Origin of the sequence: Streptomyces sp. NPDC048182 (genome assembly GCF_043202555.1) — a bacterium.
Taxonomy (GTDB): Bacteria; Actinomycetota; Actinomycetes; order Streptomycetales; family Streptomycetaceae; genus Streptomyces.
Genome location: NZ_JBIDAQ010000010.1, coordinates 68,158 through 83,568 on the forward strand (window position 1 = coordinate 68,158; position 15,411 = coordinate 83,568).

Genomic DNA, 15,411 nt, shown 5'->3' on the forward strand with positions numbered 1-15,411 from the left:
GCAGTGCGCAGCCATCGGAGGACTGTTCGATCCTCCAAGTCAGGGGGGCGCTCCGCAAGACCCCGTTCAGGTACTGGACCGTAACCGCGCACGTCAGCGGTACAGCAGGGCTCGTTCGGCCACGCTCCAGGTGGTGCTCGTGACGACGTAGAGCGCGGCGGCCAGCGGCACCACCGCGACGGTGACGAGGGTGAGGAAGGACATGAACGGCAGCACCCGGGTGACCGCCCCGAGGCCGGGCAGCTGCGGCCCCTCGTCGGCGGCGGGCAGCGGCGGACGGTCGGCCAGGGCCCGCCTGTTGACGCGGTAGCCGACGAACGCGACGGCCGCGACGAGCGCGAACAGGGCGGCGTAGACGAGACCGGCGCCCCCGAGCGGCCCGCCGTCGCCGAGCGCGTCGGCCCACCGGCCGCCGAGTGGCGCGGTCAGCAGCCGGTGGGAGAGCAGGTCGCCGGCGGAGGAGCCGGAGAAGAGGTGGTAGAGGAGGAAGAAGGCCGGCATCTGGAACAGCATGGGCAGGCAGCCCGACAGCGGCGACACCTTCGCCTCGCTGTGCAGCTCGAGGACAGCGCGCTGGAGCTTCTCGGGGTCGCGCGCGTGCTTGCGGCGAAGTTCGGCGATGCGGGGCTGGAGCGCGGTGCGTGCCTTCTGACCGCGGGCGGCGGCGCGGGAGAGCGGGTGGACGAGGAGGCGTACGAGGGCGGTGAACAGGATGATGGCGGCGGCCGCGGCGGAGGCGCCGAACAGCGGCTGGAGCAGGTCGGCGAGGCGCTCGACCAGGCTGGCGAACACGGACATGGGTGGGTGAGCCCTCCGGGGGTCTCGTCGTGCCGGGTGAGGTGGTGCTGGCGGCAGGACGACAGGGACGCCGGGCGGGACGGGAGGCTGGGGTGCTGGAGGTGCCCGCTAGACGGCGACGGTCGCCCGGAGGGCGCGGCCCGGCGCTCGGGGACGGCGGCGGCCGGCCGCGTCGGGGTCGCGCTGCGGCAGGAAGGCCGTACGGCGGTCCCGGTCCCGGAGGGCCGTGCGTATGCGGGTGGGCGCGACGAGGGGCGCGCCGCGGGCGGCGACGAGGGCGCACACGGCGAGCGCGGAGCCGGCCGCGGTGGTCGCGGTGAGCGCGACGGCCGCGGAGAGGCCGGCGAAGCCGGTGGCCTGGGCGGTGGCGAGGGTGGGGACGAGAGCGAGGAGGGCGAGCAGGAGGGGGAGCAGGACGCGCGGGCCGGCGGTGCGGTGCATGGCGTCTCCTCCTTCGGCTCGTCCCGGCTACCCGGATTCCGTCTCGACCGGCTCCAGCAGCCGGCGCGGCTTGAGCAGCGCACGGCTGACCGGATCCGCCGGGTCCGGATCGAGTCCCGGTCCCGGCACCATCTTGACGTCCGGGAGGGCCACAAAGGTTCCCCGGACGGGACATCCGCTCGCGCCCCCAGAGGCCGAGCGCCCGCAGGGCGACGCCGCGCTCCGTGTGGCGGAGCGGGTACCGGCGCCGGCAAGGGGCAGCCGGTGGAGGGCCCCGACCCGATGTCACCGGGCGGCAGTACGGTGTCCCCCATGCGCCCCGACACGCCTGCCGAGAACGTCGCGAACGCCGAGACCGCCGACACCGTCGACCACCCCGCCGAGGCGGCGCGCCTGGAGCGGACCGCCGGCCTCTACCCGGAGGACGCGGAGGCCCTGCTCCTGCGCGCGGCGGCCCACTTGGAGGTGTCCGGCGACCGCCCCGCCGCGACCGCGCTCTACGACCGCCTGCTGTCCTCCTCCGGCACCCTGGAGACCCCGTCCCTGGTCCGCGCCCTGAAGGCGGCGAACCTGTGGGAGTACGGCCACGAGGCGGAGGCCCGCGCGATCATCGACGGCGTCCGCCTGGCCGCGCCGCGGGATGCGGCGCCCTGGGTGATCGTGGCCGAGGCCTTGGAGGCCCACGACGAGCTGGAGGCGGCGCACGACACCTTCACGGAGGGCGCCCAGCGCCTCCTGGCCGACGTCGCTGACCCCCCGTACGCCACTCACCCCCTCCTCATCGGCCGCCACCGGGTACGCCGCATGCTGGGCCTGCCGCACGACGACTGGGACGCCCGCGCCGACACCCTGCACTCGATGCCGGTCTCCCTGGACGAGCTGCACGACCCGGGCCGCGTCTGGTCCCTCGGCTCCGACGACCCGGCCGACCTCCAGGCCGAGATCGCCCGCCTGCGCGCGGAGCTGGGCGCCTACCGCGAGGCCCTCTCCCGCCCCTTCCCGGTGGCCCTCCTGCACTGGCCGGCCGACGAACTGACCGAACTCGTCGAGGCGTACCCGCCCCTCGCCGAGGAGTACCCGTCCTACTCCGCCCACCTCACCGCGGTGGAAACGGCCCTCCGCGAACTCGCCGCCTCCGGCACCCTCAACCTCGGCGTCGTCCCCGGCACGGTCCCCTCCTACGAGGCCTTCGCCGCCTCCGAGGGCACGTCCCCGTCCGACCCGTCCCTCCTCCCCCAGTACGCGACGGTCCTGGCAGCCCGCGGCAGGGCAGCGGCGTGGCCGCCGGAGCGGGGGGCGGGGTGCTGGTGCGGGTCGGGGCGGAGCTATGGGGAGTGCCACGGCCGGTAGGCAGGCAGCCCTCGCCACGAATCGACGCGATTCGCCGACGGCGGGCGCTCCACCGGACACGCGACACGGCCCCGTAGCGGGACACGACGAAGCAACTCGTGGCCCTCGGCCAACAGCTGTCGCGTTACGCACTGTTGCCGCCTTGCCACTGCCTATAGCCTGCCTGATGGCCACTGCAGGCACGGCTTGGGGAGCGCGAGGGGACCGTGAGGCGGCACGATGTGCGAGGGCATTACGACGGTCTCGCAGCCCAGTACGACGGACACTGGGACTACGGACCGGAGTACGTCCCGTGGATGTCCGGCCGAATCGCCGAGGCTCTGCGGCTCGACTCGACCGACCGGATCGCTGACATCGGCTCAGGAACTGGTCTCTTCGCCAAGGAGGTGGCGGGGCAGTTGTGCCCCCGCCACCCCATTCTCTGCGTCGACCCCTCGGAAGCAATGCTCGGTGGGCTCGGCGACCCGCTCCCCTCGGGCCTCGCGCCAGTCGTCGCCTCGGCGGAGGACGTGGCCGAAGGCCGGGCTCGGCTGCCTTACGAAGAGCTGGACGCGATCTGGCTGAAGGAGTCGGTGCACCATGTGACGGACCAGGCAGGTACGCTCCACGGTCTTGCCGACCGACTCGCTCCGGCCGGCCGGCTGCTGATCGTCATGCTTCCGGCCACCATCCGCTATCCCCTGTTCGAAGCGGCTCTGGCCCGCTTCGCGGAACTGCAACCCGACCCAGCGGTGATCGAGGGGCATTTGCGCGAAGCCGGTCTGGACACCCGGATCACCCATGTCGAGCACGAGTTGCGCATCGACCGGGACAGGTACCTGGACATGGTCCGCGCGCGCTACATGTCGCTGCTGTCCACTTTCACCGACAGCGAGTTGAGGGAAGGTGTCGAGGAGATGCGAGCTGCCCACCCGGAGCCCGAACTGATCATCCCGGACCGATTCGCCTTCGTGCTCGGCCGGCGAGTGGAGGAGATGGCGTGAGCAGCGTCGTCGACGAACGGCTCCGGCGCCTGCGGAGTGAACTCGACGAGCACACAAGGATCGCAGACCGCATCGGTCTCGACTTGGAGCGTCCGTTGCGCTCACTCGACGACGGCTATCCGGAGAATGCGGTCGCGCTGGTCGGGAAGCTGACCGAGAAGCTCCTCAAGGAGTTGTGGCGGCACCACGGAGTCGAAGGCGACCCCTCCACCAAGGCGCTGAACGACCTTGTCAAACGCTGCCGCCCGCACATCCGCAGCAGCACGGTTCTGGACGCACTCGACGACATCCGCCGGTTGCGCAACCGCTCCACCCACGACGGGTACGACATCAGCGACGAGGACGGGCTGCTGGCTGTCCGCAGACTCGTCGATGTCCTCGTCTGGTTCACCGACACCGGCAGCGCGGCGCTGGTCGGCGGCGAGCCGGACGTCGCCCCGGAGATCGCGCTGCGCTGCGAGTTCCTCGCCGGGCTCTACCTCACCCTCGGCTACCGACAGGCCAAGCGATTCGTGCTCAGCCCGGAGACCGTGTACCTCTTGTTCTGCCGCGAGTCGGGGATGCGGCTGGAATACGTGGAGCTGATGCTCTCCCGGGATGCCGACGACCTCGGCACCGTTCTCACCTCCAGCGGCGGTGAGCTGCTCCACACCCGACTGCCCAAACTGACCCGGTTCGTGGTCGTCGACACGGACCGGGACGCGCCCTCCGGCGCTCTTCGCCAACTTCTGGGGACGGACTTCCGCATCGTGCGATACGACGGATTCGTCGAAACCGTCGTCAATATGGACACTCATCTCGCCGGACTCGTCGAGACCACCGCCTCCGACGACACCGCCGGGTCCGCGCACGAGCCGCGAGCCGCCGTGGCAGCGACGGTTCTGAGCACCGACCCGCGCACCGGCGAATCGACCGTGACGGAGTCGGGCGACGCGTTGGAACTCTTGGTCCGCCTCGCGGAGGGCAGTGCCAACGTACTGGTCACCGGGCGTCCCGGAAGCGGGAAGAGCACCCTCCTGCGAACCCTCGCCGCCAACCCCGGAATTCGTCGGTTCCGCTTCTACTTCGATCTCGGCCTCAAGCCGAAGGAGGAACCCTTCTCGGAGTACGCCGCCCGAGTCTTGGCACCGGCCATGGCCTCGGACCGTTCCCGTGCGTACGACCTCTTCCTCTACCTCATCCGTTCCGGGGCCGCGTTGTGCGTACTGGACGCCTTCGACGAGGGAGTCTCGGAGGCGAGTCCTGCCGGCTTTCTGCGCCTGTTCACCGACCTCTCGGCCGTCCTGTCGGCCGAGTCCGCGGTCGTCATGAGCTCCCGGGTCTCCTTCCTGGCGGATTCGCCGCAGGTACGCCAGCTGCTGGACAGCGGAGCCGGCCGCTCCGAGCAGCTGGTCGAGCAGATGTACGCGAACGGCGTGGACCCGTCCCGCGTTCCGCACTTCCATGTCGTACGCCTCTCCGAGCCGCAGAGCACCCCTCTCGAGCGCCACCTCAACGCGCGGCTCGGACTGCCGCCGGGCCGGTCCCTCGCGGACATCCTCGGCACCCACATCACGCGGACGCTGACCGAACGCGGGCACCCGGAGCTGGAGCAGCGCCTACCCGCCTCGCTCGGGCGGGCCTTCCTCACCGACCGAACCGTGTTCTCCCTGCTCGACCTGCACCGCGAACTGGGCGCCGCAGCCTTCCGGGACGGTCGCCTGGAGCCGGCTTCCTGTCTCCTCGCCCCTCTACTGCGCCCGGCGGGGCCCGACCTCGTCGCCTTCAAGCACTCCGCGTACCAGGAGCTGCTGGGTGCCCGATACCTCGCCGCTCCGGGCCACCGGGAAGCCGCAGCGGACCTTCCCCACGGCGCCTTCCTGACGGAACAGCTGCGTGCCTTTCTCGCCGGGCTGTCCGACGACGGCGGCGGAACGGCCCGCGATGACTGCGTGCTGCCCGCCGGGGCATACGTCGTCGGCCCGTCCGAGCGGTTACTGGTCCGCCGTGTCGATAGCGACGTGCGCTTCGACCGCCAGGCTGTGACCGTCACCCGGTATCGGCGCTTCCTCGACGCCCTCGACACTCGGGGCACTTCGCGGTGGGACCATCCGGACCAGCCGTCCCACGTCACCCACCTTCCGTGGACCGATCGTTTGCGCCACCCCGACTACTACGAGAACCCGCGCTTTCACAATCATCCGGCGATCTGCGTCAACTGGTGGAGCGCCTACGCCTTCGCCGCCTTCGAGGGGAAGCGGCTGCCGACCTCGCTCGAATGGGAGGCTGCCGCACGCGGCACCGACGGACGACTCTTCCCCTGGGGCGACACCCCGGACAGCGATCGAGTCAACTGCGCCGACGGCTGGGTCGGCCGTCCCGTCGTGACCTACCAAGCCTGGTATCGGGACTTCGCGGCCGACGCCGGCCGGCGGGCGAGCGTCACTCCCGCAGACGAACGCCCGGGCAACCGCTCACCGTTCGGTGTCCTCGACATGGTGGGGAACTGCTGGGAGTGGACCTCCACATCGCTGGGCGACCCCGGCGAGGCCGTCATCTGCGGCGGAAGCTACGACAACCCGATGCGTGCGGTGCAGACCAGCACCAAGGGCATTTACCGCAAGCGTGGCGGAAGCAATGCGGTCGGCTTCCGCTGCGTCGAGGACCTGAACACCCCGGACGGTCGCCATGTCCCGGAATAACCACGGCCGCAGCGGAGAGGACGACAGCATGAGCAGCGGCGAGCCACGGCACGGGACCATCGTCGACCGGCGTCCGAGCGGCGGTGGAGTGAGCGGCTCGCAGGGTTCGTACATTGTCCGCGACGACGCAGACGAGCGGTACTACAGCTTCGACTACCGGCAGATCGTGACGGAGGGCTTCCGCACCATTCGCACCGGCGAGCGCGTCCGCTTCCACATCAGCGCCGTCAGCCACGACCGTGCCGAGTTCGTCATCCGTCTCGACCAGCCCGACCCTGTCGAGTACTACCGGTGACCACAGCCGATGCCGCAGCGCCGCTCGACGACGTCACAGGGGCCCGGCAGGAGCTGACCGTCGTCCTGCCCGCCCGGTTGCGCCGTGCTCCCGACTGGCCCGAGGGCCCCTTTCCGTTCGACCTCGGCAGTCGTCGTACGGACACGACCACGCGGTCCACCTACTTCGCACCGGCCTCCGCGCGTGCCCTCTATGGCACCCCCGCGCGGCCCCGTCGGTGGCATCTGCCCTTGGATGTCAAGCACGACGGGCTACGCCTGCTCGGTGTGGAGCTGCTCCGCGCGGCCACCGCGCGTGATCCGGAACATGCCCTGGCCGTTCTGCACTTCCGTGTCGAGAGGCCGCTCCTTCCGCTCCTGCGAACCCTGGCAGGTCGCAGCTCCGCCACGGCCGGCGAGCCGCTCATCGGGCTCACCGGACCATTCGACCCGGCTCTGCTGCTCGGCGGCATCGCCGACGTGCGGGACCCGGCAACGCCCTTCGCCATGGCCCGGCCCTACACGATCGCCTTCCTCACCCCGACGGCACACCACGCCCCGGCTCTTCGCGACGGCCCGGAGGGCGCCCTGCCAGCCACAGCGGACCGCTGGCTGTGGCAACTGGCCTCCTGCTCCAACGCGCAGGACTTCCCGCTGGCCCCTGAGACAGTCACGCGCCATCTGCAGGACGCCGTACGCATCTCCGCAGACTGGAGCGCCCTGGTACTGCGGCAGGGAGCAGCCTTCCTCGGCCACAGACCCGACACGGGCGAGGGCGATTTCTACGGTTTCGGCGCGCTGCACTTTCGCACCGTCTACCTTGACGCCGTGCTTCTCGGCGCCCTCCAGCGGGATCACATCGACGAGCTCACCGACGACCTGTCGGAGGTGTTCGCTTCGCCTCGGCGCCTGGCCCGCCGGGTTGCCTCACTGGAGCGCAACATCGCCCTCTTCCGCAGCGGCTACTGGCGGCAGCACCTCACGGCGCACGGCCCCGCGAACGAGCTGCTGCTCGCCTTCCAGAACCAGCATCGGCTACCGGCACGCTTCGACGAGATCCTCGCCGAAGCCGCCGACTACAGTCGACTGGTCCAGACCCAGGAGAGCCAGCAGATCAGCGGCGCCCTGGGCGTCCTGACCATCCTCGGTCTCCCCCTGGGCACGGCCCTCGGCATCCTCCAGGTCTTGGACGACGACTCCCTGTCCCACCTGTTCATCGCGCTGGCGCTCTCGGTGGCCGCGGCGGCCGGAGTGCTGACCACGCGGTACGGGCGGCTGGTGCTGTCGTCGTTGCGGGGTGGCAGGAGTGGGGGCAGACGATCAATGACTTGATGCCCGTACGGAGCCCGCCGGCACAATGGCAGCGTGTCCGAACCCGTCCCGTCCTCCGCCTCCGTGTCCGCCCGCATGAGCCGCCAGGGCTCGCGCGACACGGCCCCGGAGATCGCGGTACGGCGACTGCTCCACGCCTCGGGGATGCGCTACCGCGTGAACGTTCCCGTACCGGGCATGTCCCGCCGCACGATCGACATCGCCTTCCCGAGAAGCAAGGTCGCGATCTTCCTCGACGGCTGCTTCTGGCACGGGTGCCCCCAGCACGCCACGCGGCCGAAGGCGAATGCCGAATGGTGGCGGACGAAGCTCGACAGGAACATGTCGCGCGACAACGAGACGACCAGGCATCTGCAGGACGGAGGGTGGACGGTGCTTCGGTTCTGGGAGCACGAGGCGCCTGAAGACGTGGCCAATACGGTCAGGGAGGCCGTTCTGCCCGCCGGGGCTCCAGGAGACGAATGAGGGGGCGCAGTGGAAGGGCTGACTTCGGTCGACGTGTGCTCCGGTGCGGGTGGGCTCGCACTGGGGCTGGAGAGCGCGGGCATCTCGCCGGTTCTGCTGCTCGACAACAAGCGCCAGGCGTGCGAAACACTCCTGACGAATCGGCCCGAGTGGAACGTGGTCTGCGACGATCTGATCGATTTCCTTCCCGAGAAGTTCCCGGAAGCACTGGATGTCGATCTCCTGTCGGCCGGCCTTCCACGGGTCAAGGCGTCGGCCGCCGTGAGACGCCGGGACAGTGACCAGGAGTTGCGCCTGCTCACCGCCACCATCTGCCTGGTCCACTCGATCCAACCGCGCGCGCTGCTGTTGGAGAACGTACCGGCCCTTGCCGAATCCCCCGCCTACTCCGGAATTCGCGAATTCGTCCGGGCTGAATTGGCACACCTCGGCTACGAGTTCTGCTGGTTCGTGCTCAATGCGGCCGATTTCGGCGTGCCGCAGGAACGCAGGCTCGGCGTACTGGTCGCTCTCAAGAAGCAGTGGTTCCACGCCTTCGCACCGCCCCGACCGACGGTGACCGAACACGTTCCGGTCGGCCGAGCCCTGCGTCGGTCCATGGCGGCTCGCGGATGGCCCGACGCGGACACGTGGGCGGCCCAGGCGCTGGCGGTGGCCCCCACCCTGGTCGGAGGCTCCGACAACCGCGGCGGCGCCGACCTCGGCCCCTCCGGAACCAAGCGGGCATGGGCTCGCATGGGAGTGAACGCCGGCACGTTGGCCAACGAGGTGCCGGGACCGGACTACCAGTGGCAACCCACGGCGGGGACCGCCCGGATGCTCAAGATCACGGTGGACCAGGCCGGCCTGCTCCAATCGTTCCCTCCCGAGTGGCGGATCACCGGTCGGAAGACAGCGCGATACCGGCAGATCGGTCATGCGACGCCACCACCGGTCGGAAAGGCTCTCGGCACCGCCATCACGACCGCACTACGGTCATCCTCACTCACCTAGAAAGTCCGAATTGTCCACGCCCCGCCGGCTACAATGCGGCCCCATGAGCCACGCCAGCACTCCGCCCTCACCGCCTGGTGATTTGTCCATTTTGGACCTATTTGCCGGCCCTGGCGGGCTCGATGTGGCGGCTGACGTGCTGGGATACCACGTAACCGGCATCGAGTTCGACAGGGACGCGTGCGCCACACGAAGCGCGGCCGGAATGGACACCTTCTACGGAGACGTGAGGCGGTATCGGGCGTCCTTCTTCCCCCACGCCCGGGTGCTCACCGGGGGGCCGCCCTGCCAGACCTTCACGGTGGCCGGGCACGGCGCCGGCCGCAAGGCGCTGGACCAGGTTCTGGAGTACATCCACCGACTTCACCTTGCCGTGGACGCGGAGGACGCAAGGTGGGAGGACATCTTCCGAACCTGGCGCAGGATCTCCGAGGACCTGCGCCTGAAGGCCCTCGATGCCGAAGTCGTCAAAACCAATAAACGCGCGGTCGAGAAGAGCCGCGCTGTAATCCGCACGGAGATCAAGAGGCTCCTGAAGGAGCACAGTATTGCCCCGCAGGACACCAAGCCCATCTTCAAGGCGCTTCAGGTGCCCAAGCCTCTTGTTCGCAAGACTCCGGAACTCGGGCGGCTGATGGGAGAATTTAAGGCTCTAACTGCCGAGATCGACCGTTTCAAGGCCGAGCTGGAAGAACTCGGCGACGAACGCACGGGGCTTGTTCTCCAGCCACTGTGGTGGGTGATCGAGCGAAGCCGACGTCCGGGGTCGACACCGTACGAAGCCGTTGTTCTGGAACAGGTGCCCGCGGTGATGCCCGTGTGGAAGGAGTACACCCGAGTCCTTCGCGCACTCGGCTACGGAGCCAGAACACAACTGATGTACACCGAAGCCTTCGGCGTGCCACAGACACGGAAGCGTGCCGTGCTCATGGCGCGGCTCGGCGAGACGAACCTCCCGGAGGTGGAGGAGACCCACGTGCGCTACGGGTCCCGAAAGGTGGCCATCCGCGCGTCCGACGCCGCGGAGGGGCTCTGGAAGGTCGAGGAACGGAGCGTACGCACGTCCCCGCCCAAGGATTCGTGGGTGTCCATGGAGACGGCACTCAAGAAGGCACGGGCCATTGCTGCCGACCTGACCGTTCCTATAGACCTGCCGGACCGACCCGCCTTCACGGTTGTCTCCAACTACGGAACCGGTGGCGACCCCGGCGCACGCGGCAGACGCGATCACGACGCTCCGTCCGCGACGATCACAGGGAAAGTGTCACGCAATCGCCTGGTCCTCAAAGGCACCGACAAGGATCTCCCCCACTTCGAGCGGTTCTCGTTCGCCGAGGCAGGCGTGCTGCAGACGTTCCCCGTCGCGTACCCGTGGCGCAACTCCGACCAGTCTCAGCAGGTCGGCAACGCCGTACCGCCCCGGCTCGCGCTGCACGTGCTGCGGCAGGTACTCGAACCCCAGCTGGCCCGTGAGAAGGCCGAAGCCCGACTGAAGCAGGCCATCACGGATCTGGAGGTCTGGGAGCCCGGAGCCGCCGTTGCCGTGCGTGAGCACGGGCAGTGGGAGGGGCACCCGCTCACCGGCAGGTGACCCCTCCCCCGTTCCGTCACGCGGGCGACCGCCCCCTGATGGGAGCCGTCTCGAAGAGTTCGGCAAGGTAGTCGGCGAGCGCAGACACCGAACACTCCGGGACGCGCTCCTCGTCGGGGCCGTCCGGAAGGTCGTGGCGCGGCGCCGGCGGGGCGGACTCGGCCTCTTCGATCCACCGGCGCAGCGCGTCGGGGTCACGCGGCTCGTCCGGGGCGAGCGCGTCGTAGACCAGGGTGGCACCCGCCGTGTTGATCGCCGTCATGAGTCCGTTGATCTCACGGCCACTGCTCGCGATCCCTCGCTCCAGTATCCGTACCAATGCCTGAGCCGTGGGTCGATGATCGACCAGGTCCATGCGCAGCGCGTTGTGAATGAGGTCCTGGTTGGAGCAGGCCGTCACCACCGGTGCGTAGTCCTCTCCGTCGCGGAACATCTCGGCCGCCCACCACAGGCGAGAGAAGCACTGCCGATCCGGGGCGCCCTTGAACCGGGCCGGGTTGATGCGAGGCGGCTTGGCGTCCTGGGACTTGGGAGGGTGCCGCCAGGCGACGTAGTCGGGCGCGACAGCGAGTCCGAGATGAGTCCAGATTCTCTTGTCCGCAGCCTCTCGCCGGGTCAGACGCAGGGTCGCGTGCAGGCGGGGCGCCAACCACCCGTCGGCGTCCGTCCGGTTGTCCCGGGACCGATACCTCGCGTCGTCGACGAGGTCTCTGAGAGGTTCCACCGCCCACCGGACGTCGTCCTCGGGCAAGCGCTCCACGACCTTGTCCAGGTCCACACCTCCGTGTCCCTGGACGCCCCTGAGGAGGTCCTCGGTGAGGAAGGGGTCGGCTGCAGTCGACGAGAGCAAACCAAGGCGCTCGGGCAGGAAGTGCGGCCTGTCGATCACTCGCTGTCCTCTCGGTTCAACTGCTGCAGAGCCCGCAGAGCGTTGGCGACGGCCTTGCTCGCGCCGGCACGGCGCACGGCGGCCGAGTGGATACGGGTCTGCAGCTCCGACCAGCCCTCGTCGCCGGTTCTCCGACGGTGGACGCTGCGGAGCGCGTCCTCGACCCGGAGGCCCGGTGCCACGTCGGGAAGCATCTCCCGCAACACCTCCCCCTTCCAGTCCGTGGGGAAGACGGGGGAGCCGTCCGGCTCCACCTCGAGATCGCCCACGGCGCTGTGGAACACCGCGGTCCACACGTCGGTAGCCATCTGGGACAGCAAGAGTTCGTGGATCTTGTTCTCGATCCCGCCGTTGTCGCCGCCGAGGAGATCCGAAAATCCCTCCACATCCGTGTTGATCATCACCAGCGGCAGCCGCCCTGAGGTGTCGATCACCCACGGGACGTCGGCGTACGGACGCAGCCACTCGCGCGCACTCTTCGAGAAGCCGGCCTGCTTCACATCGAGGTGCAGCCCGCCGAGCGGCTCCTCGGCGGCGACGTCGACGGTCCAGTCCCCGTTGGTCTCGGTGACCGATCGCCCAGGAACACCATCGATCGTGGCGACGGCGTGGGCCGCGAGGCCGGCACGCCCCACATGGTCGTCGCGGAGCACCTCGACGGCACCGGACCACTCCTTGCTGTCGGGAGCATCCTGCCGCAGGTCGAACGTGGTCCGCGTGTTGGTGTCGCCGTCGGTGAGGACCGCCAGGACCCGCAGGTCGTGCCACGGTGCGTCGGGAGAGGTGGCCCCCGGTGGGAGGGTGGCCGAGAGCCCGATCCGCGCCGAGATCCAGTCCTCGTGCTGTGCCACCCCCAGGGCCACGGTCCGCTGCGGCGTTGAGTACGCCGAGGTGTCCAGGGGATCACGCGTGCCGTCGGGCAGCTTGAGGGACACCGAGGTCACTCGAAGGGTGATCGGGCGGTTGAGTCTCTTGTACGGGTAGAACTTCATGGCTCACTCCCCCGAGCCGGGACGGAGTTCGAGAACGAGCCGTGTGAGTTCGGTGCGGACCGGATGGCTGCTGACATCGGTAGAGCCTCGGAAGACGGCTCTGCGGGCACCCGGCGTGAAACGAAGTACGCCGTCCTCGACCGTACAGCCCTCCATCGCGACGAGCTCCGCCCAGCCGAGTCGTGGGCGGCTGCCCGAACGTACGTCCAGCATGACCACGGGGGACATGGCAGGGAGTTCGTCCGCCCTGGGCAGCTTCACCTCCGCGGTGATCTTCCACTCACCGTCGACACCGATCTTGGCCTCCAGTCCGTCCAGCTCCGGCAGCGCAGGCCCCGATGCCCGATTAGGGGCGCTTCTCTTGTTCTGGACCGTGAGCTTCCTGCGCAGCTTCGCGTTCTGCCGGGACCCGGGGCTCCTGGGCCTGACCACGACTTCCTTGACTGCGGAGTTGACCTCGGTCGTCAACCAGGAGATGCGGTGGTGTGCGCTGTGCGACCAGCGAAGGGTCAGCTCCTCGGTCTGCCCCCACCGGTCGTGCTCGGGCGGTTCGGCGGCACGCAGGAATTCCTCAGCCTCGTCGGCGAAGGGCACCGACTCGCCGGCGGCGTGACCGACCAGGAGCACCGCCTGAAAGGCGGTGACCCCTAGGGGGAGCCCGTGCACGGTCGACTTCTTGATGGTCATCCTGTTGCCACGCAGGTAGTGGACCTCGCTCCTCGGACCGTCCTTGTCCTCCGCCTCGGTGACCAGGAGCACTCCTTGGTGCGCTCCGAGGGTGCCACGTCGTCCGCCGCCCAGGGGAAGCCGGAGCGGAACCGTCCGGAGTGCCACCTGGCCGGCCTGGGTGAGCCGATCCACGGTCGTTCCTTCGTAGAACGCGCGAAGGGCCCGGGTTCGCGACGGTTGCCTGTCGCCGGGGTCGACCTTTTCCTCCTCAACGACGACCTCCCCGTTGCGCATCGTCCTGACCGAGGTCTCCAGCAGGGGAAGCCTGCTGCCGCCCCCGGTCATGGCCGCCCAGAAGTCCCGGCCCAGCGCTTCGACCAGACGACGGTGCATGACGGTGATGTCACGGGTTCCGTCGTCCTCGCCTCCGTTCTCGTCCTGTTCGACGCCGGAGTCGGTCTTCTCCGGGGCGAGACTGGCCACGTCGTGGGCACCGACGACGAGGAACGACGTGCCCGGCTCACCGCTCTCGCGGGTGAGGTGCAGGCGCTCGACCGTCTCCTCGTCCGCCCACCATGAGCGGGCCACTTCCGCGTTGTGCGACTCGGGATCGGGACGTCCCAGCCAGGCGGGGCCGGCGTACGCGTTGCCGTCCACGGAGCGCCAGGGCAGTTCGAGGCGCCCGATGACACGACGTTCCGTGCGGCCCTCGTGGGGTTCAGAGAGCGTGGAGTTGATGAGAACCATGCCCAGCGCACTGGTCGCCCACAGCGTCGCCTTGCCGAGTCCGTATGAACCGCCGGCGCCGCGTCCCGACTTGAGGCTCTCCAGCTGCCGGCGGACCACGGCCGCGAACTTGCCGTCGTCGTAGTCGTCGCCGGTCAGTCCGGAAGCGTTGTAGTCGTCGATCCGCAGTAGGATCAGGCGCCCCCTCTCGAACATGTCGCGCACGCCGTCGTCCACCACGCGCCCGACCTTCTGATCTGCCGCCGACTCCGAGACCGCCGAATAGTGCGGCTGCAGTTCGTCCCAGAGGACGGCGGCGCGGAAGGCATTCAGCGCCTCACCGGTCAACTCGTGGATCGTGTAGCGCACGCGGACCGGCCGGCCGTTGTCCACGAGCCTTTCGTCGAGGCTGTTCTGGCAGGTCTCTCGAGCGAGCACTTGGACGTCCGCGTCGAAGGCGAAGGCCGCGGCGTTGCCGCCGTCGCGCCCACCGTCTTCGTATCCCGGCCGGTGGTACCAGGTGACGGGCAGCCCTGCCCGAGTGTCGGTGGTGCGCGTGTGCACTGTGCTCAGGTCCGTGCCGAGAGCCTTCGCGATCTCGCCCATGACAGTGGGACGTGGGACCGAACGCTTGGTGATCCACGCCGACACCGCGGCTCGGGTGAGGCCCAACTCCTCTGCCAGCTCCGTCTGCGACTTGTCCGCGATGCTGAGCTGTCGGGCCAGCCAGGGTCCGAACTCCTCACCCGCCTCCATGCGGGGCCTCCCACTCTTCGCTGCATGCCGGCGTGTCCTCGATCACAAGCAGGTTAATTTGACACGTCGCGACGCGTCAACAGTCGTTTGACGACGACGAATCGCACTCTCGATCCTCCACATCATGTCCGCTTCAGCCGAAATATCGCTCACGTCTACCCGGGTATGAATTGCCCTGTTTTGCCATCGCCCACGCTCCCTGTAGATGAACCCGCGAAATCCGGATGCGGCCGAAATTACGCGGCTGAAAAAACACGGGTGACACGAAAGAGTGATGGCGACTAGAGTGGTTGACGGCAGGTAGTGACCCACCCCGCTGGGGAACTTCTGTGTGCAACGGGTGAGTTGTATCCTTCCTGGTCACCGCCGTGTGCGGATTTCCGCAGATTTTCACCGCAATCGAGGAAGTCGGCGACATCGCGGACTCGTTCGTCGGATTTGCCATTCCGCACCCTGACCGCGAAACATTCAC

Annotated in this window: 14 protein-coding genes; 8 read left to right on the plus strand and 6 right to left on the minus strand. The window is 69.1% G+C overall.

Annotation, left to right across the window (positions count from 1 at the left end; translation table 11 throughout):
* Positions 1 to 93: 93 nt before the first annotated feature.
* The 3 genes from ACGFZL_RS20395 to ACGFZL_RS20405 all read right to left on the minus strand — a co-directional run bounded on the left by ACGFZL_RS20395 (position 94) and on the right by ACGFZL_RS20405 (position 1,392).
* Positions 94 to 798, minus strand: a complete 705-nt coding sequence (locus ACGFZL_RS20395; RefSeq protein WP_393693472.1) for a YidC/Oxa1 family membrane protein insertase — start codon at positions 796 to 798, stop codon at positions 94 to 96.
* A 108-nt stretch (positions 799 to 906) separates the two neighbouring features.
* Entirely contained in the window at positions 907 to 1,239 is a 333-nt protein-coding gene (locus tag ACGFZL_RS20400) for a DUF6412 domain-containing protein (protein WP_393693474.1), read from the minus strand.
* Positions 1,240 to 1,266: 27 nt separating this feature from the next.
* Positions 1,267 to 1,392, minus strand: coding sequence for a hypothetical protein (locus ACGFZL_RS20405; RefSeq protein WP_393693476.1), 126 nt, complete (start codon positions 1,390 to 1,392; stop codon positions 1,267 to 1,269).
* Positions 1,393 to 1,551: 159 nt separating this feature from the next.
* Between ACGFZL_RS20405 and ACGFZL_RS20410 the strand changes: the two genes are divergently transcribed.
* The 8 genes from ACGFZL_RS20410 to ACGFZL_RS20445 all read left to right on the plus strand — a co-directional run bounded on the left by ACGFZL_RS20410 (position 1,552) and on the right by ACGFZL_RS20445 (position 10,907).
* Positions 1,552 to 2,589, plus strand: a complete 1,038-nt coding sequence (locus ACGFZL_RS20410) for an SEC-C domain-containing protein (protein ID WP_393693478.1) — start codon at positions 1,552 to 1,554, stop codon at positions 2,587 to 2,589.
* Positions 2,590 to 2,885: 296 nt separating this feature from the next.
* Positions 2,886 to 3,572, plus strand: coding sequence for a class I SAM-dependent methyltransferase (locus ACGFZL_RS20415; protein ID WP_393693480.1), 687 nt, complete (start codon positions 2,886 to 2,888; stop codon positions 3,570 to 3,572).
* Positions 3,569 to 6,253 (plus strand): SUMF1/EgtB/PvdO family nonheme iron enzyme, encoded by a 2,685-nt coding sequence (locus ACGFZL_RS20420; protein WP_393693482.1) that lies wholly within the window; start codon positions 3,569 to 3,571, stop codon positions 6,251 to 6,253. Before ACGFZL_RS20415 ends, ACGFZL_RS20420 begins: the two co-directional genes overlap by 4 nt.
* Positions 6,254 to 6,281: 28 nt before the next feature.
* Positions 6,282 to 6,548, plus strand: coding sequence for a hypothetical protein (locus tag ACGFZL_RS20425; protein WP_393693484.1), 267 nt, complete (start codon positions 6,282 to 6,284; stop codon positions 6,546 to 6,548).
* Entirely contained in the window at positions 6,545 to 7,858 is a 1,314-nt protein-coding gene (locus ACGFZL_RS20430) for a hypothetical protein (RefSeq protein WP_393693486.1), read from the plus strand. The genes ACGFZL_RS20425 and ACGFZL_RS20430 overlap by 4 nt, the downstream gene beginning before the upstream one ends.
* A gap of 33 nt (positions 7,859 to 7,891) precedes the next feature.
* Positions 7,892 to 8,323 (plus strand): very short patch repair endonuclease, encoded by a 432-nt coding sequence (locus tag ACGFZL_RS20435; protein WP_393693488.1) that lies wholly within the window; start codon positions 7,892 to 7,894, stop codon positions 8,321 to 8,323.
* Between the two features lie 9 nt (positions 8,324 to 8,332).
* Positions 8,333 to 9,316: a DNA cytosine methyltransferase gene (locus ACGFZL_RS20440; protein ID WP_393693490.1), complete on the plus strand. Its 984-nt coding sequence runs from the start codon at positions 8,333 to 8,335 to the stop codon at positions 9,314 to 9,316.
* Positions 9,317 to 9,359: 43 nt separating this feature from the next.
* Positions 9,360 to 10,907, plus strand: a complete 1,548-nt coding sequence (locus ACGFZL_RS20445) for a DNA cytosine methyltransferase (protein WP_393693492.1) — start codon at positions 9,360 to 9,362, stop codon at positions 10,905 to 10,907.
* A gap of 16 nt (positions 10,908 to 10,923) precedes the next feature.
* Here the strand turns inward: ACGFZL_RS20445 and ACGFZL_RS20450 are convergent, their stop codons facing one another.
* From ACGFZL_RS20450 to ACGFZL_RS20460, 3 genes are read right to left on the minus strand one after another with little or no spacing between them, the layout of a single operon-like run.
* Positions 10,924 to 11,796: a DUF6339 family protein gene (locus tag ACGFZL_RS20450; RefSeq protein ID WP_393693494.1), complete on the minus strand. Its 873-nt coding sequence runs from the start codon at positions 11,794 to 11,796 to the stop codon at positions 10,924 to 10,926.
* Positions 11,793 to 12,788 (minus strand): hypothetical protein, encoded by a 996-nt coding sequence (locus ACGFZL_RS20455; protein WP_393693496.1) that lies wholly within the window; start codon positions 12,786 to 12,788, stop codon positions 11,793 to 11,795. The genes ACGFZL_RS20450 and ACGFZL_RS20455 overlap by 4 nt, the downstream gene beginning before the upstream one ends.
* Before the next feature lie 3 nt (positions 12,789 to 12,791).
* Positions 12,792 to 14,939: a helix-turn-helix domain-containing protein gene (locus tag ACGFZL_RS20460; protein WP_393693498.1), complete on the minus strand. Its 2,148-nt coding sequence runs from the start codon at positions 14,937 to 14,939 to the stop codon at positions 12,792 to 12,794.
* Between the last annotated feature and the right edge of the window lie 472 nt (positions 14,940 to 15,411).

What these genes read in the sequence shown, in the direction of transcription:
- ACGFZL_RS20395 (WP_393693472.1), bottom strand. Translation starts at nt 798, where the DNA reads ATGTCCGTGTTCGCCAGCCTGGTCGAGCGCCTCGCCGACCTGCTCCAG.
- ACGFZL_RS20400 (WP_393693474.1), bottom strand. Translation starts at nt 1,239, where the DNA reads ATGCACCGCACCGCCGGCCCGCGCGTCCTGCTCCCCCTCCTGCTCGCC.
- ACGFZL_RS20410 (WP_393693478.1), top strand. Translation starts at nt 1,552, where the DNA reads ATGCGCCCCGACACGCCTGCCGAGAACGTCGCGAACGCCGAGACCGCC.
- ACGFZL_RS20415 (WP_393693480.1), top strand. Translation starts at nt 2,886, where the DNA reads ATGTCCGGCCGAATCGCCGAGGCTCTGCGGCTCGACTCGACCGACCGG.
- ACGFZL_RS20425 (WP_393693484.1), top strand. Translation starts at nt 6,282, where the DNA reads ATGAGCAGCGGCGAGCCACGGCACGGGACCATCGTCGACCGGCGTCCG.
- ACGFZL_RS20445 (WP_393693492.1), top strand. Translation starts at nt 9,360, where the DNA reads ATGAGCCACGCCAGCACTCCGCCCTCACCGCCTGGTGATTTGTCCATT.
- ACGFZL_RS20455 (WP_393693496.1), bottom strand. Translation starts at nt 12,788, where the DNA reads ATGAAGTTCTACCCGTACAAGAGACTCAACCGCCCGATCACCCTTCGA.
- ACGFZL_RS20460 (WP_393693498.1), bottom strand. Translation starts at nt 14,939, where the DNA reads ATGGAGGCGGGTGAGGAGTTCGGACCCTGGCTGGCCCGACAGCTCAGC.